At 68.4% G+C, this 21,920-nt stretch carries 24 protein-coding genes; 7 read left to right on the top strand and 17 right to left on the bottom strand.

The window, feature by feature from the left end; genetic code table 11:
- The first annotated feature begins 11 nt into the window (after nucleotides 1–11).
- Nucleotides 12–1,148: a 3-deoxy-7-phosphoheptulonate synthase gene (locus ACK4TH_RS03995; protein ID WP_409623027.1), complete on the top strand. Its 1,137-nt coding sequence runs from the start codon at nucleotides 12–14 to the stop codon at nucleotides 1,146–1,148.
- A 51-nt stretch (nucleotides 1,149–1,199) separates the two neighbouring features.
- Nucleotides 1,200–1,520: a hypothetical protein gene (locus tag ACK4TH_RS04000; RefSeq protein WP_409623030.1), complete on the top strand. Its 321-nt coding sequence runs from the start codon at nucleotides 1,200–1,202 to the stop codon at nucleotides 1,518–1,520.
- Here the strand turns inward: ACK4TH_RS04000 and mpl are convergent.
- Nucleotides 1,514–2,929, bottom strand: coding sequence for a UDP-N-acetylmuramate:L-alanyl-gamma-D-glutamyl-meso-diaminopimelate ligase (gene mpl / locus ACK4TH_RS04005; RefSeq protein WP_409623033.1), 1,416 nt, complete (start codon nucleotides 2,927–2,929; stop codon nucleotides 1,514–1,516). The two genes, ACK4TH_RS04000 and mpl, sit on opposite strands and share 7 nt — an antisense overlap.
- Nucleotides 2,930–2,986: 57 nt before the next feature.
- Here mpl and ACK4TH_RS04010 point away from each other — a divergent pair, with 57 nt between their 5' ends.
- The gene (locus tag ACK4TH_RS04010) at nucleotides 2,987–3,625 is read left to right on the top strand and encodes a hypothetical protein (protein ID WP_409623036.1); all 639 of its coding nucleotides are present in this window, start codon (nucleotides 2,987–2,989) and stop codon (nucleotides 3,623–3,625) included.
- A complete protein-coding gene (locus tag ACK4TH_RS04015) occupies nucleotides 3,607–4,125 on the top strand; it encodes a TlpA disulfide reductase family protein (RefSeq protein WP_409623039.1) in 519 nt (172 codons plus the stop codon). The genes ACK4TH_RS04010 and ACK4TH_RS04015 overlap by 19 nt, the downstream gene beginning before the upstream one ends.
- Here ACK4TH_RS04015 and ACK4TH_RS04020 read toward each other — a convergent pair whose 3' ends face one another.
- On the bottom strand, nucleotides 4,126–6,552 hold the full coding sequence (locus ACK4TH_RS04020; protein ID WP_409623042.1) for an EAL domain-containing protein: 2,427 nt from the start codon (nucleotides 6,550–6,552) through the stop codon (nucleotides 4,126–4,128).
- Nucleotides 6,549–7,850, bottom strand: a complete 1,302-nt coding sequence (locus tag ACK4TH_RS04025) for an HD-GYP domain-containing protein (RefSeq protein WP_409623045.1) — start codon at nucleotides 7,848–7,850, stop codon at nucleotides 6,549–6,551. Before ACK4TH_RS04025 ends, ACK4TH_RS04020 begins: the two co-directional genes overlap by 4 nt.
- 131 nt (nucleotides 7,851–7,981) lie before the next feature.
- Here ACK4TH_RS04025 and ACK4TH_RS04030 point away from each other — a divergent pair, with 131 nt between their 5' ends.
- Nucleotides 7,982–9,190 carry an HD-GYP domain-containing protein gene (locus ACK4TH_RS04030; RefSeq protein ID WP_409623048.1) on the top strand — a complete coding sequence of 403 codons (1,209 nt, stop codon included), beginning with the start codon at nucleotides 7,982–7,984 and terminating at the stop codon, nucleotides 9,188–9,190.
- Between the two features lie 102 nt (nucleotides 9,191–9,292).
- Here the strand turns inward: ACK4TH_RS04030 and ACK4TH_RS04035 are convergent, their stop codons facing one another.
- Nucleotides 9,293–10,651, bottom strand: a complete 1,359-nt coding sequence (locus ACK4TH_RS04035; protein WP_409623051.1) for a HipA domain-containing protein — start codon at nucleotides 10,649–10,651, stop codon at nucleotides 9,293–9,295.
- Between the two features lie 10 nt (nucleotides 10,652–10,661).
- On the bottom strand, nucleotides 10,662–10,985 hold the full coding sequence (locus tag ACK4TH_RS04040) for a helix-turn-helix domain-containing protein (RefSeq protein ID WP_409623054.1): 324 nt from the start codon (nucleotides 10,983–10,985) through the stop codon (nucleotides 10,662–10,664).
- A 226-nt stretch (nucleotides 10,986–11,211) separates the two neighbouring features.
- Between ACK4TH_RS04040 and ACK4TH_RS04045 the strand changes: the two genes are divergently transcribed.
- Together ACK4TH_RS04045 and ACK4TH_RS04050 are read left to right on the top strand one after the other, a co-directional pair.
- On the top strand, nucleotides 11,212–11,820 hold the full coding sequence (locus ACK4TH_RS04045) for a hypothetical protein (RefSeq protein WP_409623057.1): 609 nt from the start codon (nucleotides 11,212–11,214) through the stop codon (nucleotides 11,818–11,820).
- Nucleotides 11,821–11,832: 12 nt separating this feature from the next.
- Nucleotides 11,833–12,063, top strand: coding sequence for an OST-HTH/LOTUS domain-containing protein (locus ACK4TH_RS04050; protein ID WP_409623267.1), 231 nt, complete (start codon nucleotides 11,833–11,835; stop codon nucleotides 12,061–12,063).
- Between the two features lie 32 nt (nucleotides 12,064–12,095).
- Here ACK4TH_RS04050 and ACK4TH_RS04055 read toward each other — a convergent pair whose 3' ends face one another.
- The 12 genes from ACK4TH_RS04055 to ubiE all read right to left on the bottom strand — a co-directional run bounded on the left by ACK4TH_RS04055 (nucleotide 12,096) and on the right by ubiE (nucleotide 21,905).
- Nucleotides 12,096–12,440 (bottom strand): helix-turn-helix transcriptional regulator, encoded by a 345-nt coding sequence (locus ACK4TH_RS04055; RefSeq protein ID WP_409623060.1) that lies wholly within the window; start codon nucleotides 12,438–12,440, stop codon nucleotides 12,096–12,098.
- A gap of 183 nt (nucleotides 12,441–12,623) precedes the next feature.
- On the bottom strand, nucleotides 12,624–13,679 hold the full coding sequence (locus tag ACK4TH_RS04060) for an IS5 family transposase (RefSeq protein ID WP_409623063.1): 1,056 nt from the start codon (nucleotides 13,677–13,679) through the stop codon (nucleotides 12,624–12,626).
- 207 nt (nucleotides 13,680–13,886) lie between these two features.
- The gene (locus ACK4TH_RS04065; protein WP_409623066.1) at nucleotides 13,887–14,237 is read right to left on the bottom strand and encodes a YqjK family protein; all 351 of its coding nucleotides are present in this window, start codon (nucleotides 14,235–14,237) and stop codon (nucleotides 13,887–13,889) included.
- Nucleotides 14,224–14,625, bottom strand: a complete 402-nt coding sequence (locus ACK4TH_RS04070; RefSeq protein WP_409623069.1) for a phage holin family protein — start codon at nucleotides 14,623–14,625, stop codon at nucleotides 14,224–14,226. Before ACK4TH_RS04070 ends, ACK4TH_RS04065 begins: the two co-directional genes overlap by 14 nt.
- Before the next feature lie 36 nt (nucleotides 14,626–14,661).
- Nucleotides 14,662–14,973, bottom strand: coding sequence for a YqjD family protein (locus ACK4TH_RS04075; protein WP_068608384.1), 312 nt, complete (start codon nucleotides 14,971–14,973; stop codon nucleotides 14,662–14,664).
- Between the two features lie 36 nt (nucleotides 14,974–15,009).
- Complete coding sequence (gene aspS, locus ACK4TH_RS04080) at nucleotides 15,010–16,803, bottom strand: aspartate--tRNA ligase (protein ID WP_409623073.1); 1,794 nt, start codon at nucleotides 16,801–16,803, stop codon at nucleotides 15,010–15,012.
- Between the two features lie 36 nt (nucleotides 16,804–16,839).
- Entirely contained in the window at nucleotides 16,840–17,517 is a 678-nt protein-coding gene (locus ACK4TH_RS04085; RefSeq protein WP_409623076.1) for a DUF502 domain-containing protein, read from the bottom strand.
- Nucleotides 17,504–17,809: an FmdB family zinc ribbon protein gene (locus tag ACK4TH_RS04090; protein WP_409623079.1), complete on the bottom strand. Its 306-nt coding sequence runs from the start codon at nucleotides 17,807–17,809 to the stop codon at nucleotides 17,504–17,506. The genes ACK4TH_RS04085 and ACK4TH_RS04090 overlap by 14 nt, the downstream gene beginning before the upstream one ends.
- 96 nt (nucleotides 17,810–17,905) lie before the next feature.
- Nucleotides 17,906–19,459 carry a ubiquinone biosynthesis regulatory protein kinase UbiB gene (gene ubiB / locus ACK4TH_RS04095; RefSeq protein ID WP_409623082.1) on the bottom strand — a complete coding sequence of 518 codons (1,554 nt, stop codon included), beginning with the start codon at nucleotides 19,457–19,459 and terminating at the stop codon, nucleotides 17,906–17,908.
- Nucleotides 19,456–20,085 carry an SCP2 domain-containing protein gene (locus tag ACK4TH_RS04100; RefSeq protein ID WP_409623085.1) on the bottom strand — a complete coding sequence of 210 codons (630 nt, stop codon included), beginning with the start codon at nucleotides 20,083–20,085 and terminating at the stop codon, nucleotides 19,456–19,458. The genes ubiB and ACK4TH_RS04100 overlap by 4 nt, the downstream gene beginning before the upstream one ends.
- Before the next feature lie 42 nt (nucleotides 20,086–20,127).
- Nucleotides 20,128–21,096 (bottom strand): Tim44 domain-containing protein, encoded by a 969-nt coding sequence (locus ACK4TH_RS04105; protein ID WP_409623269.1) that lies wholly within the window; start codon nucleotides 21,094–21,096, stop codon nucleotides 20,128–20,130.
- A gap of 77 nt (nucleotides 21,097–21,173) precedes the next feature.
- The gene (gene ubiE / locus ACK4TH_RS04110; protein ID WP_409623088.1) at nucleotides 21,174–21,905 is read right to left on the bottom strand and encodes a bifunctional demethylmenaquinone methyltransferase/2-methoxy-6-polyprenyl-1,4-benzoquinol methylase UbiE; all 732 of its coding nucleotides are present in this window, start codon (nucleotides 21,903–21,905) and stop codon (nucleotides 21,174–21,176) included.
- Nucleotides 21,906–21,920 lie beyond the last annotated feature (15 nt).

The following is a 21,920-nucleotide window of genomic DNA, read 5'->3' on the forward strand; positions in this document are numbered from 1 at the left end:
AGGAGTCCCCCATGAGCCCGAGCCCCGCCAAGGCCAGCAGCACCGATGCTTGGTATTCCCATCCGGCCGACCGCACCAGCCAGACCGACGACCAACGCATCGAGGACATCACCGTGCTGCCGCCGCCCGAGCACCTGATTCGCTTCTTCCCGATCCGGGGGACGGGGATCGAAAAGCTCATCACCCACACCCGACGCGCCATCCACCAGATTCTGCACGGCAAGGACGACCGGCTGCTGGTCATCATCGGGCCGTGCTCGATCCACGATCCGGCCGCGGCGATGGAGTACGCGCGGCGCCTGAAGGAGCAGCGCGACCGCTTCGCCGACCGGCTCGAGATCGTCATGCGCGTCTACTTCGAGAAGCCGCGCACCACGGTGGGCTGGAAGGGCCTGATCAACGACCCCTACCTGGACGAGAGCTTCCGCATCGACGAGGGCCTGCGCATCGCGCGCCAGCTGCTCATCGAGATCAACCGCCTGGGGCTGCCGGCGGCCAGCGAATTCCTCGACGTCATCAGCCCGCAGTACATCGCCGACCTGATCTCGTGGGGGGCGATCGGCGCGCGCACCACCGAAAGCCAGGTGCACCGCGAGCTGGCCTCGGGCCTGTCGGCGCCGATCGGCTTCAAGAACGGCACCGACGGCAACATCCGCATCGCCACCGACGCCATCCTGGCCGCCAGCCGCCCGCACCACTTCCTGTCGGTGCACAAGAACGGGCAGGTGGCCATCGTGCGCACCAAAGGCAACCCAGACTGTCACGTCATCCTGCGCGGCGGCAAGCTGCCCAACTACGACGCCGACAGCGTGGCGATCGCCTGCCAGCAGCTCGCCGACGCCAAGCTGCCGGCGCGCGTGATGGTGGACTGCAGCCACGGCAACAGCCAGAAGCAGCACGAGCGCCAGATCGACGTCGCACGCAACATCGCCGACCAGTTGTCCAGTGGGTCGGACCGGGTGTTCGGCGTGATGATCGAGAGCCATCTGCAGGCCGGGGCGCAGAAATTCACTCCGGGCAAGGACGATCCGTCCGCGTTGGAGTACGGCCGCAGCATCACCGATGCGTGCATCGATTGGGATGCCTCGGTCCAGGTGCTGCAGACGCTGGCCGATGCGGTGGCGGCGCGGCGGGCCCGCCGCGGCTGAGCGGCCGCGGGTGTACGATAGGGCCGTTTTTCAGATCCACCGGAAGTCGCCATGCGCAGCCACGTGATCGTCCAATTCGGCCCCGACCGCGAATACACCTTCGACCTCGACGAGGTGCAGCCCATGCCGCACGACATCGCGCGCCAGTGGCTGGATCAGCAATTCACCGAACTGGGTTGCGAGCCGCTGCGCCTCAGCGGCAAGGTGCTGACGGCGGACAAGGTGCTGGCCATCGCCCAGGCCGTGGGCGAGACGCGCTTTGCGGATCCGGCGCACCGACCCTGGGCCATGGTTTACGCCCGTGCGGCCAGCAGCCTGCTGGCCAAGCCGGTCATCAAGGTGGACGTGCCCGGCCTGTCGGTCGGTTACTGAGGGCGCAGGGCGGCCAGCAGCCGTCCATGCACACCGCCGAACGCCCCGTTGCTCATGCACAGCAGGTGATCGCCGGGGCGCACCGCCGCCGCCACCTGCGCCACCAGGGTATCGATGTCCGGCGCCACCTGCGCGCGTGCGCCCAGTGGCGCCAGTGCTGCGGCCGCATCCCAGTCCAGCCCGCCCGCGTGGCAAAAAGCCAGCGCCGCGCCCTCCAGCGCCCAGGGCAGTTGCGCCTTCATCGTGCCCAGCTTCATGGTGTTGGAGCGCGGCTCGAAGATCGCCAGAATGCGTTCGTTCCCGCGGCCCTCGCGGTCGAGCCGGCGCCGCAGGCCGTCGATCGTGGTACGAATCGCCGTCGGATGGTGGGCGAAATCGTCGTAGATCGTGACCGCGCCGCCGGGCAATGCCACCGTCCCGCGCACCTCCAGCCGCCGGCGCACATGGGCAAAGCCGGCCAGCGCCTCGGCCGCCACGGCCGGCGCCACCCCCAGGTGTTCGGCCGCCGCCAGGGCGGCCAGCGCGTTGAGCTGGTTGTGCGTACCGCTCAGTGACCAGCGCACGTGTGCCACCGCTTTGCCCCGGCGCAGCACGGCAAAATCGTGCGGCTCACCCTCGGCGGTGTAGTCGCTGTCGGCAGCGCCGAAGGTGCGCAGCTCGCTGTAGAGCCCCATGTGCAGCACGCGTGCGATCGACTCCTCCAGCCCGTTGGCGATGACGCGGCCGCTGGCCGGGACGGTGCGCAGCAGATGGTGGAACTGCCGCTCGATCGCCGCCAGGTCATCGAAGATGTCGGCGTGGTCGAACTCCAGGTTGTTCAGCACCGCCGTGCGCGGACGGTAGTGCACGAACTTGCTGCGTTTGTCGAAGAACGCGGTGTCGTACTCGTCGGCCTCGATCACGAACGGCGTGCGCGTGCCGTCCGCCGGCAACCGCCCCAGGCGGGCCGAGACGCCGAAATTGAGCGGCACGCCCCCGACCAGAAAACCGGGCGCCAGCCCGGCGTGTTCCAGAATCCAGGCCAGCATGGCCGTGGTCGTCGTTTTGCCGTGCGTGCCGGCGACGGCCAACACATGACGGCCGTGCAGCACCTGCTCCCCCAGCCACTGCGGGCCGCTGATGTAGCGCGCCCCGTCGTCCAGGATGGCCTCCATCAGGGGAAACTTGGGCGTCCCGTCGGCGCTGCGCGCGCGGCTGACCACGTTGCCGATGACGAACACGTCCGGCCGCAGAGCGAGCTGGTCGGCCCCGTAGCCCTCGATCAAATCGATGCCCAGCGCGCGCAGCTGCTCGCTCATCGGCGGATAGACGCCGGCGTCGCAGCCGGTGACACGGTGGCCGGCCTCGCGCGCCAGCGCCGCCAGCCCGCCCATGAAAGTGCCGCAGATGCCCAGAATGTGGATGTGCATGGGGTGCATTATCGCGGCCGGTCGGCGGGTCACCGCCCATCGCGGACAATCCCGTCCATGGACGATGACACGCAACGCGAGCTGGCCGCCGTCGCGGCCGGGCTGATGGTGGACGAGGGGCTGGAGGCGCGCCGCGCCCTGCAGCGCGCGCTCGAGCAATTGCGCCTGCCGTCCCGCACCCCGCTGCCCGGTCCGGCGCTCATCGATGCCGCCGTGCGCGAGCATTTGGCGATCTTTCATGCCGAGACGCAGCCGGGCGAACTGCGCGCCCTGCGCGAGACGGCACTGGCCTGGATGGAGCGGCTGGCCGAGTTTGCCCCGCTGCTCGGCGGGGCCGTCTGGCACGGCACCGCGACCCGACTGTCGGATATCCACCTGCAACTCTTTGCCGACGACCCCAAGGCGGTGGAGATCGCCCTCATCAACGCCGGGCTCGATTACGACGCGCAGACCGCGCGCGGCATGCGCGGCCGCGAGGCCGAGGTGCTCAGCCTGGCCGTGCCCTGCGACGGGCTGGGCGAGACGGTGGGCCTGCACCTGTGGGTCAACGACACCCAGGCGGGGCGGGGCGCCCGCCTGCCCGACGATCTGGGCCGCGTGCCGCGCGGTACCGCCGCCGAGGTGCGAACTTTGTTGGCCGCGCCCGACTCCGATGCTGGCTACGAGGAGCACAACCGATGCAACGACGGGCAATGACGATCGGCATGGCCGCCGCCGCGGCGGCTTTGGGGGCGGGGGTCGCCGCCTGGCGCTTGACCCCGGGCGCGCCCGCGGCGGGGGCCGAGCAGGCCCTGTGGACCCAGCAGTGGGACCGGCCGGAGGGGGGCGCCGTGGCGGCGGCGGCGTTTCGCGGGCGGCCGCTGCTGCTCAACTTCTGGGCCACCTGGTGCCCGCCGTGCGTGGAAGAGTTGCCACTGCTCGATCGCTTCTACCGCGAACGGCAGGCCGACGGCTGGCAGGTGCTGGCGCTGGCCATCGACCAGCCCAGTGCCGTGCGGCAATTTCTGCAGCGGCAGCCCCTGTCCTTCCCCGTGGGGCTGGCGGGCTTTGGCGGGACCGATCTGGGGCGCCAGCTCGGCAACGACAACGGGGCGCTGCCGTTCACCGTGGTGTTCGATCGGGCCGGCCGCATCGCGCACCGCAAGCTCGGGCAGGTCAAGCCGCAGGACCTGCAGGCCTGGGCGCAGGGCGTTTGATCACGGCGGTGGCGTTTGCGTCGGCTCGCCTTCGAGCGACGCCAGCCGCGCGCGCAGCGCATCGGCCGGCATCGGTCGGGCGAACAAAAAGCCCTGGTAGTGGTCGCAGCCCAGGGCGTGCAGCCGCTGCAGTTGCTCGGGGCGCTCCACCCCCTCGGCCACGACTTCCATCGACAGCGCGTGGCCCATCTGCACGATGGCCGCCACGATTGCCGCATCGGCCCCGTCCTCGGGCATGGAAACGAGGAAGCTGCGGTCGATCTTGAGCCGATGCAGCGGAAAGCGCTTGAGATAGGTGAGGCTGGAGTAGCCCGTGCCGAAATCATCCAGCGACAGCTCCACCCCGAGATCGGCCAGCGCCTGCAGCTTGCCCAGTGCTTCCTCCGCATCGCGGATCAGGATGGATTCGGTCAGCTCCAGCTCCAGCAGGTGCGGGGGCAGCCGGTGTTGCTGCAGGGCGTCCGCCACATCCTGCACGAAGCGGGTCTGCTGGAACTGCAGGGCCGATATATTGACCGCGACCTGCAGCGGCCGGCCCTCTGCCGCCCAGCGGGCCGCCTGCGCGATGGCGTTTTGCAGCACCCAGTGCCCGAGCAGCGCGATCAGGCCGGTTTCCTCGGCCACGCCGATGAACGTGCCCGGCATCACCAGGCCCTGGCCGGGGCGGTGCCAGCGCACCAGCGCCTCGCAGGCCGGTACGGTGCCCGAGCGCAGGTCCATCCGGGGCTGGTAGTGCAGCTCGAACTCGCCGCGCTGCAGCCCCTGGCGCATCGCATGGTCCATTTGGATGCGCCCGAGCAGGTCAGCGTTCATCTCCGGCTGGTAGAAGCGGTGGTGCCCTTTGCCCCGCTCCTTGACCTGGTACATGGCCGTGTCGGCGCATTGGATCAGCTCGTCCAGCGTGGTGCCGTCCTGCGGATACATGGCGATGCCAATGCTGCACGACAACGTGAACTGCATCTCGTCGATCGCGACGGGGCGGGTGATCGCTTCGATGATGCGCTGCGCGGTTTTTTCGGCGGCGCCGCGGTCGGCCTCGTGCAGGTGGATGACGAACTCGTCGCCGCCCAGCCGGGACAGGGTGTCGGTCTGTCGCAGGCAGCGCTGCAGGCGGGCCGCCACCTCCACCAGCACCTGGTCGCCGAACATGTGGCCGAGCGAGTCGTTGATGCTCTTGAAGCGATCCAGGTCCAGAAACAGCAGCGCAAACCCGCGGCCGCTGCGCTGTGCCAGGCGAGTGGCGTGTCCGACGCGCTCGCCGAGCATGAGGCGGTTGGGCAGGCCGGTCAGCGGGTCGCTGTACGCGAGCTGTTCGATACGGCGCTGGGCTTCCAGCTTCTCGGACAGGTCCTTGGCAAACAGCACCGTGTTCAGCGGGCGCCCGTCGGCGTCGCGCAGCAGCACCCACGAGGCCAGCAATGCCACCCCCGGGCCTTCGGGGCGGCGCAACCACAGCTCGCCTTCCCAGTAGCCCTTGTCGGCCAGCGCCTGGGCGACGTGGTGGGACCACTGCGGCTGCGACGGGGCGTACAGCAGATCGTCCGGCCGCTCCCCTTGCGGGTCCCGCTCGATGGCCGCGAGCTTGAGGGCGGCGGGGTTGCAGGCGACGATGTGGCGTTCGGGGTCCGTCACCACGATGGCATCGAGGCTGGATTCGAACACCTTGGCGGCCAGTCGCAGTTTGGCCTCGGTGGCCGTGCGCTCCGTCACATCGCGGTAGACGTGAATGCGCCCGATGGGCCGGCCGCGCGCGAGCTGGGGCCGCGAGGCACGCTCCAGGATGCGGCCGTTGCGCAGCAGCACGACGTCGGTCGCCTCCAGCAGCGGGGCGCGCTGCAGCTCGCCCAGCCGGCTGTGGAACCCGCCCGAGTCGGGCACGCAGGCCGCCAGGTGGCTCCAGATCGCGGCGTCGTCCTGGTGCGTCAACAGCGCCTCGGGCAGATCCCAGAGGGTGGCAAAGGTGCGGTTGAAGGCGCGGATGTGCCCGTCCAGGTCGCACACCAGAATGCCGTCGGATGACGATTCCAGCGCAGCGCGCAGTTCCGCCAGCAGGGTCTCCAGCCGCTGACGCGTGTGCTGCCATTCGCTGAGGTCCTGCATCGCCACCAGCACCACGGTCTCGCCGCCTTCCGGCGTGACGGGGCTGACGCGCCGCTGCACGCGCACCAGTTCGCCGTCGGCGCGGCGCACCGTGGCCTCGGACTCCAACGTCTGCTCGATACCGGCCTGCCACTCCTGCCAGTACACATGGTCCTGCGGGTCGGCAATCCAGTCCTGCACCGCGCTGCCCACCAGCGCGCCGCGCTCCACCCCCAGCAGCCGGGCGGCCGCGGTGTTGACCGTCAGGATGCGCCGGGTGCGCGGGTCCACCACCCACACCGCTTCGATCAACCCTTCGGTGATCGGGGCCCAGTGCACATAGCTCATGTCGGCGTCCCCGCAGGTCCGCTGTCGGGGCGGACGGCGCGCTCGAAAAAGTAGCAGTACCGGGGGCGCGGCTCCAGATAGTCCAGCGCCGCACGCGGGAGTTGGTCGGCGCGTAGGCTGCGCTGGATCGACAGCGACGGCTCGGCCTGCAGGTCCAGCAGCAGCGCCTCGCTGCGCGGCGTGCGCGGGTCGTGCACCAGGACGCGGGGCTTGAGCGGCCGTGTCGAGTTGACCGCCTGCACGAGCGCGAAGCGGCCGTCGCTGAGCTGCACGATGGAGCCCGGGGGATAGACCCCCACCATGCGGATGAAGGCGTTGAGCGTCACCAGGTCGAAGCGCGCCTTTTGCGTGGCGAACAGCAGCGACAGCGACTCATGCGGGGTCAGGGCGCGCGCCGGGTTGAGCGGATTGCACAGGCCGTCGTAGCGGTTGATCAGCGCCAGCACATGGGCGCAGCGGCTCATGTCCTCGCCCCGGCAGCCGCGCGGAAAGCCGCTGCCATCCGCTGCCTCGTGGTGCTGGGCGATCGCCTGCAGCACGGCGGGCCCCATGCCCATGGCCCGTGCCAGACCCACCCCGTGGGCCACGTGCTCCTGATAGACCTTGAGCTGCGCTGCCGTGAAGGCATCGTCCTTGTGCCGAACCAGGTCCGGCAGCCGGGTCTTGCCGATGTCGTGCAAAAAGGCCGCAACGCCCAGCGCCTCCAGCTCCTCGCCGTCCATTCCCAGTGCCCGGCCGAGCAGCACCGCCAGCACCGTCACGTTCATCGCGTGCTGCGCGGCGCGCTCGCCCTGCACGTCGCTGAGCAGGCGAATGGCCGACTCGCCGTGGCCTTGGATGTCGGTCAGCAGGGTGCCCACCAATGCCCGGGCCTGCTGGCCGGCCGCTTGCGGGTCGCGCTCCATGTCTTCGAGCAGGGCGCGGTAGCGACGCGCGCCCTCGTGGTACTGGCGCTCGCAGCGCTGTAGCGCGCGCCGCTGCTCGGCCAGCGCCTGCGCGCGTTGTTGGGCCGTCGTGTCGGCCGGTGCCTCGGTGGCCGTGGTCGTGGCGGCCTCGTTCGGGGTGCCGGGGATGCCGGAGGTGTTGACGGCGGCTTCCGGGGTCAGCGTATCGCTGCGCGCGGGGTCGATGCGCACGCGTGTTAGGCCCAGTGCGCGGATGGTCTCGATCTGCCGCTCGGACCCGATGCGAAAACTGTTGCGCGGAAACGGATGTTCCATCCAGCCCAGGTCCAGGAGCACGAAATGCCCCACCCGCAGATCCAACACCGGGATCAGGGGCAGCAACGAATCGGACATGATGGAAAACCCTGAGAATGCTAGTGCATTGGACCATTATCGCAACGAACGGCAACGAACGGGGAACCGCGTGCAAGTCCCGCGCCACAGAGGGTCTCGGCCGTACTACAGTACGGTCTGGGCACAGCACCATGTACGTACCACTTCCGATCGACGACATCACCCTGGGCGAGCCGCTGCCTGTCAACGTGGGGGACCCACAGGGCCAGTTGCTGCTGCGCAAGGGGCACACCATCCGCGACGAGCGTCACCGCCAATGGCTGCTGATGCACAACCCCCAGGTCAAGGAAGACGAGTACCGCGCCTGGACGTACCGCTACACCACCGCCATCGACCGCGCCCTGCGCGGCAACCAAAGCCTGGAAGCCATCGCGGGCGTCACCCGTCCGATGGGGTTCGACGATGCGGTCGAGGTCGAGCCCGACGCCCGGCCCATCGACGAAATCTGGGCCGATCTGCATGCCGTGCTCACGCTGCTGCTGCACCAGGGCGAGCAGGCGCAGGACTTCGTGGGTCGGTTTTTGCGACTGGAGCAGCGCATGCAGGCCCTGCTGCGCTCGCGCATCGACGACAGCCTGTTCGTGCTGGTGCACATGCTGTTCGACCGCGCAATGGGCTACAGCGCCAGCCACGCCTTGCTGTGCGCGGTGATCGGCCGGCTGGTGGCCCAGACCCTGGGCTGGGACGAGGCGCGCCAGCAAAGCCTGCAGCGCGCCGCGCTCACCATGAACCTGGGCATGGCCCGCTTGCACGACGATCTGGCCCGGCAGGACGCCGCACTCCACCCCGAGCAGCGGCGGGCGGTGTGGAAGCACCCGTTGCGCAGCGAAGTGATCCTGCGCCGGTTGGGGGTGGTCGATCCGGCGTGGCTGGAACTGGTGCGCGACCACCACGAGCAGGTGGGCGGCGCGGGCTACCCGCAGGGGCGTGCCGAGGTGGGCGAGGCTGCGCAACTGCTGCGCATGATCGACGTGTATGTGGCCCGCATCAGCCCACGCCACGCCCGCTCGGGCCTGCCGTCCCCGCGCGCCGCGCGCGATGTCTATTTGGATGCGAGCGGGGTGCCGACGCCGCTGGGGACGGCCTTCATCAAGGCGCTGGGCCTGTACCTGCCGGGCACCTTCGTCGAACTGGTCAATGGCGAGGTGGGCGTCGTCGCCCGCCGTGGCCGGCGCGCGAATACCCCGCTGGTGTTTGCCATCGTCACGCGCGACGGCCTGCCGCGCGGCGAGCCCCCGCTGCGCGACACCAGCGAACCCGCCTACGAGATCCGCCGGGCCATGGTGCCGGACGAGGTGAAGGTGCGGCTGCAGCCGGCCCGACTGCTGGCGCGGCTGTAGCGAGGTGCGTGGGGGCCCTCTGGGGCCTACCGGCTGATACGGTTGGCCAGGGGCTCCGGCAGCGGCGGATCTTGGCCCTTGGGCGGGTACGGCCCAGAGCGGTCAGAGGTACTCGTCCTTCCAACGCGCCGCGTCGGCGACCAACTGCGTCAGCCGGTCGGCCTGGCGGGCCACGAAGTCCGCAATGCCCTGCACGAAGACCCGCTCGGCTTCGCTCTCATAGTCGGCCGCCTGGGCTTGTGCCGCGGCTTCTGTCGTGGCCAGCTTCGCCAGACGCTGGCCCTCGCGGCGCATCAGCTTGCGGTCGATGCCGCAGCGGGCAGCGAAGTCGGCCAGCGCAAACGCCGAGACCTCGGCATGGCGGAACACGTCGCCGTAGGCCATGGCCAGCTCGGTGTCGAAACCGTCGTACTGCAGTACGCTGACCAGGTCGTACCAGGGGGCGGGCTCCAGCAGCCCGCCTGGACGCACAAAGAACGAGAAGTTCTTGCCGTGGGCGTCGCTGTTGCCAATCAAGAATTGGAAAAGCGCCCAGCGCAGCATGGCCAGCCTGGAGACCGCTTTGTTGGCCGTGAGGGCGGCGCAGCCGAACAGACGTTCGAAGCTCATGCCGTCTCGGATGTGGCGCACCGCCTCGGCGCTGCCCAGGTTGCGCTCGTACTTGTAGGTCACGGGCAGGTCGCAGGCCTGACAAGCGTCGATGATGTGCCGGCGGTGAACCCGCGGCTGGCCGCCATCGTTCTGGACTTCGCGGTCGAAGCGGCGCACGACCAGCACCGGGCGGGGCGTGCGCAACAGGCTCACCTCAGCGGCCGGGAGCTGCATGCGGCGGGCCAGCGTCATGCAGAAGTGCTCGTTGACCGCCAGATGCGGCGTCTGCGGGTTGCCGGTGTCGGGCTTGAGGATGTGGGTGGAGGCCAGTCGTGGCCCGTCCACCAGAAACAACCGTCCGCCCTCCTGCAGGGGGCGGTCAAGGTAGACCAGCAGTTTGTCCTGCAGGCCGGCCACCGACATGCGTACCTTGCCATCCCACACCGTCAGCGGCACGTGCTCGCGCTCGGCAATACGCCGGTCCAGCTCTTGGAGGGGGATTTCTCGCAGGATGGGCTCTGCGGCGGATGGTGCCGGACTTGCATTCCCGGTAAAGCGCAGAGCGCCCGCGGTTTCGGCACCCAGCGCCCAGATGAGACCGAAGACGTTGGCCTTGGTCAGACCGTTGTAGGTCACGGCCACATCCAGCGCACGCCCCTCGGGTAGCAGGTGCTCGATGAAGCGCTTGATGGACGCAGACGTGTAGTCAGACTCCGGGCGAACCAGGGGCAGTGCTGGCGACAGCGGGTAGGCCAGGGCGTCGGCGACCCATGGCTCGGCATAGCTCAGGCTCCAGCGGTCGTCACGCCCTTCGTGCTCGATGGTGGCAACCTGAGCCTCGTCGGCCCAGACGTGCAGTGCGTGGGTCATGCTGACTGCCTCATGGCTTCGGGGCGCCGGTGGGTGCCGACGGGCTGTCTGAGCCGCCCGAGCCGTTGGATGAGGCCGCTTCGCGGGCCCACGGGTGCTCCTTGGGCAGCACCATGAGTGTGAGGCCCAGGCCATCGAGCACGGCCAAGGCCTTGTCCAGCCGCACCGAGCCTTGGCCGTTCTCGAGCCGGGACATGAGGTCCACCGACACGCCGAGCAGACCTGCCGCATCGTCGATGCGCAGCGACTGCGACTTGCGGCGCTCGCGCACGACCGGACCCAGCTCGGGGGCTGAATGGAGCAGGGTCGGTCGGCGGGTGACGGAGTCGGTCATTTCGGAGTTTCAGTTGCAGGGCTTCTGAGGCGCGCTTCAAGGAGATAGTTTCTGTTATTCCGAAATCATAGGCGGTTTTGGGGGTCTCATCAACTAGAATTTCGGTAAATCAGAAACAGAACAGCTCTCGATGAGATGCCAGATAGAATTACTGATTCTCCGAAACTTAGGCTGAGGTTGCAAAGGTCCGCCCGCCTCCGTACTTCCGCCATGGAACACTGAAGCGATGACCGACCAACCCAGACCCCAAGGCCAGCTCGACGTCAAGCGTTGGCTGGGGCGGTGCATGCTGCGCTTGCAGCAGTACGAGCGACTGATGAAGACGCTGCTGGCCCACCACGAACTCGCCGGCCATGCCGACACGCTGGAGGCCCAGCGGGCTGCGAACTTGGAGAAGGTGTCGGACAAGACCCTGGGTACGCTGGTCAAGTCCCTCTTCGAGAGTTACGCGGTGCCGGACGGCTTCGAGCGCGAGTTGCTGCCGGAGGACAAGGTCCCGACCGACCGCATCTCCATGGCCATCAGCTACCGCATGACCATGGCTCCGGAGCGGCTCGCCGAGGTCAGAGCCCAGATTGAGGGGCTGGTCGCGATGCGCAACGAGCTGGTGCATCACTTCATCGAACGATTCGACCTCTGGAGCGAACCGGGTTGCGAGGCTGCCTTGCGCCATCTTCAGCACTGCTACCAGCGCATCGACCACCACCACAACGAACTGGTCGGGTGGGTCAAGACCATGGACGAAGCAAGAGCGCACATGGCGGCATTCGCCGAGACCGACGTCTTTCACGACATGGTGGTGAACGGCATCGCGCCTGATGGCAGCTTCGATTGACCGCACACCGGCATCGTTCGAGTGCTGCGCGAGGCTTCCGAAGCGCTATCCGAGGGCGGCTGGACCCAAGTAGACCGGGCTCGCGAATGGATAGCGGAGAACCATGCCGACCAGACCCCGAGCAAGTACGGCTGCCGCACCTGGCCGCAGGTTCTCAGCGAGTCCAAGCTGTTCGAGCTGGTCTACAGGGTCGGAGATGACGGGAAAAGGGCGGGCTGGTTCCGCGAGCGCCTCTCTGCATGACGGACGACGGACGTCGCGGAGCTGCTTGGCATTCAGCCCAGGAGCGCGTCGAGCTTCGCTCTGTCCCGGGCACGAATCGCGTCGGACTCACTCTTGCCGGATACCGCAGCTTTGCTCTTGGTCGTGGACGGGGGAGCCTTGGGAGTGTGGTGGCCTGTCGCGGTGTCTGAGGCGTCCGAGTTCTCGCCGGCCGGCGGAGCCGAAAGGGCCTGGTCCAGCCAGGCGTAGAAGGTGCGCGGGTGCCAGTAGGGACGACTCCCAAGCTTCCGCGGCGCGATGAGGGTCCCATCGTTGACCCAGTTGTCGATGGTGCGAACGCAGACGCCCAGAACGTCGGCGACGCATTCTTTGGTCAGGGGTCGGAATTCAGTGGTCACGGTGCATCTCTGTTGTTGAGGTGCACCGTCTAGCAGGCCGTTGAAAAAACGCCCATCGAAGCGGCCATGTACCCGTTTGCGAGGGTCCGAAGCCAGCGCAAGCCGCTTTTCCGGGCTCCGACGGCCGCCTGGGCTCCCCCTCTGGGGGCCGTTTGCCCATTTTGGGCGCACTGCCCCCCGCGATCACACATGATGCGCATCCCACCAGCCCCCGATGGAGCCCATGCGCACGAGGTTGTACGCGGCAAAGCACATCAGCGCCTGCCCCGCCAGCTTGGCATGCCCAATCAGCTTGGTCTTGGCCAGACCGCCGACGGTCTTGACCCAGCCAAAGGCCTCTTCGATGCGTTTGCGCACCTTGAGGCTGACCTGGTAGCCTTTGTGCCGCTGGCTGCGCCCGTCAATGGCCGAGTGCTTGGCCTTGGCCGCCACGTGCGGGATGATGCCCAGCTGGCGGCAGCCTTGGACAAAGACCCGGCAGTCATAGCCCTTGTCCGCCCCCACGGTCAGTCGGGCTTTGCGCTTTTGGCGCTCGAGCATCTTGAGGGCGGCGTGCCGCTCGGCTGTGCCGCTGGCATGGGTGATTTCGACGTCCACCACCAGCCCGTGGCGGTTGTCCATGAGGATGTGACCCATGTGGCACAGGCGGGACTTGTCGCCTTGAGCTTTCTTGAACAGCCGCGCATCGGGATCTGTCGTGCTGGCGTGGGTGTCGTTGCTACGCTTCTGGCCTTTGAAGTCGACCTCGGTGTTGCGCCCCGCAGTCGGTGTGTGGCCGTCGTCCTTGCGCTTGAAGCTCTTTTGCGAGGCCCAGGCCTCAATCAGTGTGCCGTCGACGCTGAAGTGCTCGTCGCTGGTCAACTTCACCCACTGCGCGGTGGACTTGACCCGCTCGAAGAACACGCGGGCCAACTCTTCGTTGAAGAGTCGCTGGCGGTTGGCGCTGAAGGTGGAGTGGTCCCAGACCTTGTCCTCGATGTTCAGACCGACGAACCAGCGGTACAGCAGGTTGTCGTCGATGGCCTGCACCAGCAGCCGCTCGCTGCGGATGGAAAACAGGATTTGCAGCAGCAGCGCCTTGAGCAGCATCTCTGGCGGCACCGAAGGACGGCCGCGGCGGGCATAGACCGCCTCGAACTCTGCGCTCATGCTGGCCAGCAAGGCATCGACCAGAGAGCGCAGCTTGCGCAGCAGGTGCTTGGCCGGTACCCGATCTTCGAGGCTGATGGTGCTGAACATCGCCCCCTGGAAGTTCTGTGTGCCTCACATCTTCGGTGTCTGCTGTCTCGTCGTCGCCGCTCACATGGTAACGGTAGCTCGGGCGGCTGCGGGGGAGTTTTTCAACGGCCTGCTGATTGNNGGTGTCTGCTGTCTCGTCGTCGCCGCTCACATGGTAACGGTAGCTCGGGCGGCTGCGGGGGAGTTTTTCAACGGCCTGCTGATGGGTTAGGTGCGGCCCGAACGGCCCCCACCCCCCGGGACGCGGCGCCCGGGCCGCACCCCCAGCACATCCAACCACCCGGCATAGCGCTGCCACAGCCGCCACCCCCGCCACACCCACCAGCCCCCGCGCCAGATCGCTCGCGGGCGCCGCAGAGCCAGCACCGCCGCGCCGGCCAGGGGCACCCAGGGGTGGGCGCGCATCCAACGCCAGCCCTCACGCGCGCGATCGGCCCAGTCCATGGCCGGCGCCAGCGCAGCGCCATGCATCGCCAGACGCTCGCGCAGTTCGGTCGAGCGCTGCTGCAACGCCTGCCGGCGCGCGGCGAGGCGCTGGCGTGTCTCACCCGCGGCCACGCAGGCGCTCCATGTCACGAGCCAGTTCGGCGGCGCTGGCAGCAAACCAGCGAACCCCGCGCAAGCAGCGCCGTGCCCACGCCAGGGCCACGGCCCCCAGCGTCAACAACACCGCGGTAAAGACCGCCAGGGCCAGCAGCCGATGGTTGTCCCAGAGCAGCACCGTCAACAACACCGCCAGAAAACCCAGCCCTAGCGACAACAGCACGGCGGCGGCCACCGCAGCGCCGATCGCTTCGGTCACGTCCTGGGCGTGTTCGGCGGCCTCGACGCCCAGTAGCGCCAGGCGCACCCGCAACAACTCGGCAGTATCGTGCAGCCAACCCCGAACGGCTGCCGCGAGCGATTCCGACGCAGCGCTGCTCGCCGACCTTTCGTCTTGTGCCATGCCGTTGGCTCGCAGAGCGGCAACCGCCGCGGCGAATCAGCGGCGGCCGATCAGCATGCCCACCAGCAGGCCGATGCCGGCGGCCACGCCGATGGCCTTCCAGGGATGCTCATGCACATAGTGGTCGGTGGCTTTGGCCACTTCGCGCGTGCGTTCGCGCAAGGCTGCTTCGGCGTCGGCCAAGCGGTGCCGCGCCGAGCGCAGATTGTCCTGGAGGCGCTCGCGCAGTTCGGCCACCTTTTCCCCCGTCGAGTGAGCGGTGGCGGCCAGCAGTTCCTCTGCATCCGCCACGACCACCTTCAGGTCGGCGACGAGCTTGTCCTTCGGTTGCAGCGTGTTGTCGGTCATGAGAGAGCTCCTGTGGTGACGTTTGTTTTCACTGTATCACGCCGGCTGCGGGTTGCGCAGGCGGATGTGCAGCTCGCGCAACTGCTTCTCGTCCACCGGGCTGGGCGCGTGCGTCAGCAGGCACTGCGCGCGCTGCGTCTTCGGGAAGGCGATCACGTCGCGGATCGACTCGGCGCCGGTCATCAGCGTCACCAGGCGATCCAGCCCGAACGCCAGCCCGCCGTGCGGCGGTGCGCCGTACTGCAGCGCATCGAGCAGGAAGCCGAACTTGGCGCGCGCCTCCTCCTCGCCGATCTTCAGCGCGGCGAAGACCTTGCGCTGCACGTCGGCGCGATGGATGCGCACCGAGCCGCCACCCAGCTCCCAGCCGTTGAGCACCATGTCGTAGGCCTTGGCCAGGCACTTGCCCGGGTCGGTGTCCATCCAATCCTCGTGGCCGTCCTTCGGCGCCGTGAACGGGTGGTGCACCGCCACCCAGCGGCCTTCGTCCTCGTCGTACTCGAACATCGGGAAATCGACCACCCACAGCGGCGCCCAGCGGTCCTCGAACAGGCCGTTCTGGCGGCCGAACTCGCTGTGGCCGATCTTGACGCGCAGCGCGCCGATGGCGTCGTTGACCACCTTGGCCTTGTCGGCGCCAAAGAACAGCAGGTCGCCGTTTTGCGCGCCGCTGCGCTGCAGGATGGCCTGCAAGGCGGCGTCGTGCAGGTTCTTGACGATGGGCGACTGCAGCCCGTCGCGGCCGACGGCCAGGTCGTTGACCTTGATCCAGGCCAACCCCTTGGCGCCGTAGATCTTGACGAACTCGGTGTAGGCGTCGATCTCGCTGCGCGAGAGCTGGCCGCCGCCCGGCACGCGCAGCGCCACCACGCGTCCGCCCGGCTGGTTGGCCGGCCCGGAGAACACCTTGAATTCGACGTCCTTCATGACGTCGGTCAGCTCGGTGAACGCCAGCTTGACGCGCAGGTCGGGCTTGTCCGAGCCGTAGCGCGCCATCGCCTCGGCATACGGCATGACCGGGAATTCGCCCAGATCCACCCCGATGGTGTGGGCAAACACCGTCTTGATCATGCCCTGGAACAGGTCGCGGATCTCCTGCTCCGTCATGAACGAGGTCTCGATGTCGATCTGCGTGAACTCCGGCTGGCGGTCGGCACGCAGGTCCTCGTCGCGGAAGCACTTGGTGATCTGGTAGTAGCGGTCGTAGCCCGCCACCATCAGCAACTGCTTGAACAACTGGGGCGATTGCGGCAAGGCAAAGAACATGCCGTCGTGCACACGGCTGGGCACCAGATAGTCGCGCGCCCCCTCGGGCGTGCTCTTGGTCAGCATCGGGGTTTCGATGTCGATGAAGCCGTGCGCGTCGAGGAACTTGCGCACCTCCATCGCGACGCGGTAGCGCAGCATCAGGTTGCGCTGCATGGTGGGGCGGCGCAGATCCAGCACCCGGTGCGTCAGGCGCGTGGTCTCGGACAGGTGCTCGTCATCGAGCTGGAACGGCGGCGTCACGCTCGGGTTGAGCACCGTGATCTCGTGGCACAACACCTCGATGCGGCCGCTGCGAATCGACTCGTTGACCGTGCCTTCCGGGCGCGCGCGCACCACGCCCTTGACCTGGACGCAAAACTCGTTGCGCAGCCCTTCGGCGACGGTAAACATCTCCGGGCGGTCCGGGTCGCAGACCACCTGAACGGTGCCCTCGCGATCGCGCAGATCGACAAAGATCACGCCGCCATGGTCGCGGCGCCGGTTGACCCAGCCGCACAGGGTCACGGTTTGCCCCATCAGGGCCTCGGTCACCAGACCGCAGTAGGTGGTGCGCATGTGCATGGAAAGAACCTTGGAGGGATAAGAATCGAACGGGGCTCAGGCCGGCCCGGGCGCCGCGGCCGCCGACGGGGGCAGCGGGCCTTTGCGGCCGCCGGGCACGATGACGCCCATGGAAATGACGTAGGTCAGCGCCTCGTCGACCGTCATGGCCAGCGGCACGACGTCGCGGCGGTGCACCATCACGAAGTAACCACCGGTGGGGTTGGGGGTCGTGGGCACATAGACGCTGAGGTAGTCCTGCGGCGGCAGGTGGCGCGCGACGTCGCCCCCGGGCGCCCCGGTCAGAAAGGCGATGGTCCACACGCCCTCGCGTGGCCACTGCACCAGCAGCGCCTGGCGAAAGGCGTTGCCCTTCTCGGACAGCAGTGTGTCCGAGACCTGCTTGACGCCGGAGTAGATCGAGCGCACCACCGGAATGCGCTGCAGCAGCGCATGCCACCACGCCACCAACTGGTTGCCGACGTAATTGGACGCCAGCGCCCCGATGCCCAGCACGATGGCCAGCGCCAGCACCACCCCCATGCCGGGCACACGCATACCCAGCCAGCGCTCGGGCTGCCAGGCTTCGGGCAGGATGTTGAGCGTCTGGTCCAACGTCGAGACCACCCACTCGAGCACCCACAGGGTGACGATCAGGGGGACGAGCACGAGCAGCCCTGCGAGCAGCCACCGCCGCAGGGCACCGACCACGCGGGTTCGGTCAATGACAGGCACAGGCCGCCCCGCACGGGGTGGAGCCCGCGGCGCTGTCGGTCGCCGCGCCAGCACTGGACGCCCCGGTGGCGGCGGCCGCGCTGGTGGACGCGGACGATGCCGACCCGCTGCCGTTGCGGAAGTCGGTCACGTACCAGCCGGTCCCCTTGAGCTGGAAACCCGCGGCCGTCAACTGCTTGCGAAACGTCGCCGCACCGCACGCCGGGCACACGCTCAGCGGCTCGTCAGACACCTTCTGCAACACGTCCTTGGCGTGGCCACAGGACTCGCACTTGTACGCGTAGATGGGCATGGCTGCACCTGCAAGGAAGTCGAAGTTGGGACGCAAATCCGGAAAAACTTCCCATTATAGGTGGGGCGTGCGGGGGCGCGTTCAAGGGGGTGGAACTCACCACAGGCGCATGCGCAGCCACCACTGCATCGCCATCAAGCCCGCGACGAAGCCGAACAGCACATAGATCACCATCATCAGCAACCGCTGGGTGCGGCGCTGCTCCTGCACCAGGCGGTCGATTTCGCTGCGCAGGTCGGTCGGCCGCTGGCGCAGATAGTCGTGCAGCAGGCGCGGCAGCTCCGGCACCAGCTTGGCGTAGTGCGGCGCCTCGGCCTTGAGCTGGCTCCAGAATTTTTTCGGCCCCACCTGCTCCAGCATCCATCGCTCAAGAAAGGGTTTGGCCGTGCTCCAGAGGTCCAGCTCCGGGTCGAGCTCGCGCCCCAGTCCTTCGATGTTGAGCAGCGTCTTTTGCAGCAGGACGAGCTGCGGCTGGATCTCGACATTGAAGCGGCGCGAGGTCTGAAACAGCCGCATCAGCACCAGCCCGAGGGAGATGTCTTTGAGCGGCCGGTCGAAGTACGGCTCGCACACGGCCCGGATAGCCGCTTCGAGCTCATCGACGCGCGTGCCGGCCGGCACCCACCCGGACTCGATGTGCAACTCGGCCACGCGCTTGTAGTCGCGCCGAAAGAACGCCGTGAAATTCTGCGCCAAATACTCCTTGTCGAACTGCGTGAGCGTGCCGACGATGCCAAAGTCCAGCGAGATGTAGCGCCCAAACGTCTCGGGCTCGAGGGACACCTGGATGTTGCCCGGGTGCATGTCGGCGTGGAAAAAGCCGTCGCGAAACACCTGGGTGAAAAAAATCGTCACGCCATCGCGCGCGAGCTGCCGGATGTCGACACCGGCCTCGCGCAGCCGCTGCACCTGGCTGATGGGCACGCCGCGCATGCGCTCCATGACCAGCACATCGCTGCGGCAGTGGTCCCAGTACATCTCGGGAATCAGCACCAGGTCCAAGCCGGCCATGTTGCGGCGCAGTTGCGCGGCGTTGGACGCCTCCCGCACGAGGTCGAGCTCGTCGTGCAGGTATTTGTCGAACTCGGCGACCACCTCGCGCGGCTTGAGGCGTCGGCCGTCGTGCGACAGCCGCTCCAGCCACCCCGCCATGGTGCGCATCAGCGCCAGGTCCTTCTCGATGACCGGCAGCATGTTGGGGCGCAGCACCTTGACCGCCACCTCGCGCCCGTCGCGCAGCGTGGCAAAGTGCACCTGCGCGATCGAGGCGCTGGCCACCGGCTCGCGCTCGAAGGTGGCGAATACCTCGTGCAGTGGCCGCCCGAAGGCACGCTCGATGGTGGCCACCGCGATCTCGGTCGGAAACGGCGGCACGCGATCCTGCAGCCGCGCCAGCTCGTCCGCAATGTCCGGGGGCAGCAGATCGCGGCGGGTGGAGAGCACCTGCCCGAACTTCACGAAAATGGGCCCCAGCCGCTCCAGCGCCTCGCGCAGGCGCTGCCCGCGCGGGGCCGACAAGTTTCGCCCGACCGTCACCAGCCGGCGCAGCGACGCCAACACGGGGTGCCGAAAGCCCGACAGCACGAGTTCGTCGAGGCCGTAGCGCAGAACGACCCAGACGATGAACCAACCGCGCAGCCACCGCCTCATGGCGCGGTCCCGCCGCTGTCGTCCGGCGCTCGCCGGGGCACGACACGCTCGCGCAGCGCGGCGGCCCGCTCTCGAGCGGCCTGCGCGGCGGGAACGACCCAGGCGCGCAGGGCCGAGGCCGCCGTGCGGGCCGCCTGCACCAGGGTATGGGCCATGGCGTCGCCCATCAGCCGGGCGAGGTCCTCCTCCACATCCCAGCGCACGTTGTCCACCAGCCACGCCACGTCGGCGGCCAGTTGCACATCCCCCTCGATGGCCACCGCGGGCTTGTCACCCCGCGCCAGCTTGCCGGCCAGGGTCAGCGGGGACGGCTCGTCGATGGCGAGCACCAAGTCGGCGCGGACATCGTCGGCCGCGCTCTCCAACAGACCAGCCGGCGAAATGCGCACAACCAGACCGATGTCCCCCGCCCCTGCGGCCGGCTCCCCCCGACCCCAACGCACCCGCACCCACTTGCCGGCCTGACGGCGCAGGCGCTGCATGGCCTCGGGCTCCTGCTGCAGCACGTGGTTGAGGAGCAGCACGATGCGGTTGCGGGCCTCGTCGAGCAGCCAGGCTGGCGGCGTCGGCAGCCGCCACGGGCCCGTGCCGGGCCGGGGCCGAAAAAAAATCGGGGGCTCAGTCATGCCCCCGATTCTGCCGGATCGGCGCGCGATCACGGCGCCACATCACTGCAGGGCTTGCACGCCGGCGACCAGCCAGCCGCCGCGCCCTTCCTTGGGGCGGGTGATGTTCCACACCTCGCGGAACGGCGCCGGCCCCTCCGCCGGGTTCTCGCGGATCAACCCGGAGAACTCGACGCTGGCCATGTATTCCCGACCCAGGTCCTCGATGCCAAGCAACTGCGCCTCCAGCGAGACGACCTCGGTGACGTTGGGCACGCCGGACTGGGCGGCTTCGCGCTCGGCGAGCTGCGCCTCGATCTGCGCCAGCATCTCATCGGTCATGAGTGCGCGCAAAGCGGGAATGTCGCCGCGATCCCAGGCCGCCTGCAGGCGCACGAAGTTGTCTTTGGACGCTCGCAAAAACCCTTCCGTGTCGAAGTCGGCCGGGATGCCCCAGGACTGCGAACCGGACAAGGCCGCGTGGGTGCCGAGGGCGCTGCCGATCAAACTGCCCGAGGCCCCGGCGGTGCCCGCATCGACCCCGCTGAACTGGGTGCGCTCCCACGGCCGGGCCGAGGCGTCATTGCCCACATTGCCCGGCTGGTAGCTGCGCGGCGTCACCGGCGACGTGGCGGTGCCCGCCCCCTGAAACGCCAGCGGCGAGCGAGCGGCCGAGCCCGCGCGGCCGCGACGCATCCACGCGATGACCGCCAGCACCGCGACGGCGAGCAGCAGGATCAGCAGAAACTGCGCGAACGCCTCGCCCAAGCCCAGCGCCGACGCCAGCCACGCCAGACCCAGCCCCGCCGCCAACCCCCCCAGCATCGCGCCCCAGGGGCGCTGGGGCTTGGCTGCCGCCCCGGCCGCGGCCCCGGCGGGCGCAGCGGGCGCAGGTTGGGCCTGCGACGGCGACGGCGCGGGGGCTTGCTGCGGCGGCGCGCTGTTGCGCTGCACGACGTTGCTGGATTGTTTGCCCATCGAGCCGCCGCCGCCCAGCCGCTTGGCCCACACCTCGGCCGAGGACAGCGTCATGACCGCCACGAGCAGCCAAGTCCCGATTTTCGTATTCACGTCGATGTCTCCGTACGGCCCCGGCACCGGGGCAGGTTTCAGGTCTTCAGACCCACGTGCAAGGCGACGACGCCGCCGGTCAGGTTGTGCACGTCGACATGGCCAAAGCCGGCTTCGCGCACCATGGACCGCAGCGTCTCCTGATCGGGGTGCATGCGAATCGATTCCGCCAGATAACGGTAGCTGGCCTCGTCGTTCGCCACCCAACGCCCCAGGCGCGGCAGCACGTGGAAGCTGTACCAGTCGTAGGCTTGGCGCAGCGGGGGAGCGACTTTGGAGAACTCGAGCACCAGCAGCTTGCCGCCGACCTTGAGCACTCGATTCATTTCGCGCAGCGCAAGTTCCTTGTGCGTCATGTTGCGCAAGCCGAACGCCACGGTCACGAGGTCGAAATGCCCGTCCGGAAACGGCAGTTGCTCGGCGTCGCACACCACCGTGGGCAACACGATGCCGTGGTCGAGCAGCCGATCGCGGCCTTCGCGCAGCATGGCGGCATTGATGTCGGTGTGCACGACCGTCCCGCCGGGCCGCACCCGCGGGGCGATCGCCAGACCCAGGTCGCCCGTGCCACCCGCGATGTCCAGCACGCGCTGCCCGGGCTGCGGATTGGCCACCATGACCGCATAGGCCTTCCACCAGCGGTGCAGTCCGGCGGACATGAGGTCGTTCATCAGGTCGTAGCGCGGCGCCACCGAATCGAACACGGCGCGCACGCGCCGCGCCTTCTCGCGCTCGTCGACGGTCTCGAAACCAAAGTGGGTCTGCGTCATGGCGCCATGGTACGC

It is taken from the genome of Tepidimonas sp. (assembly GCF_046292505.1).
Taxonomy (GTDB): Bacteria; Pseudomonadota; Gammaproteobacteria; order Burkholderiales; family Burkholderiaceae_C; genus Tepidimonas.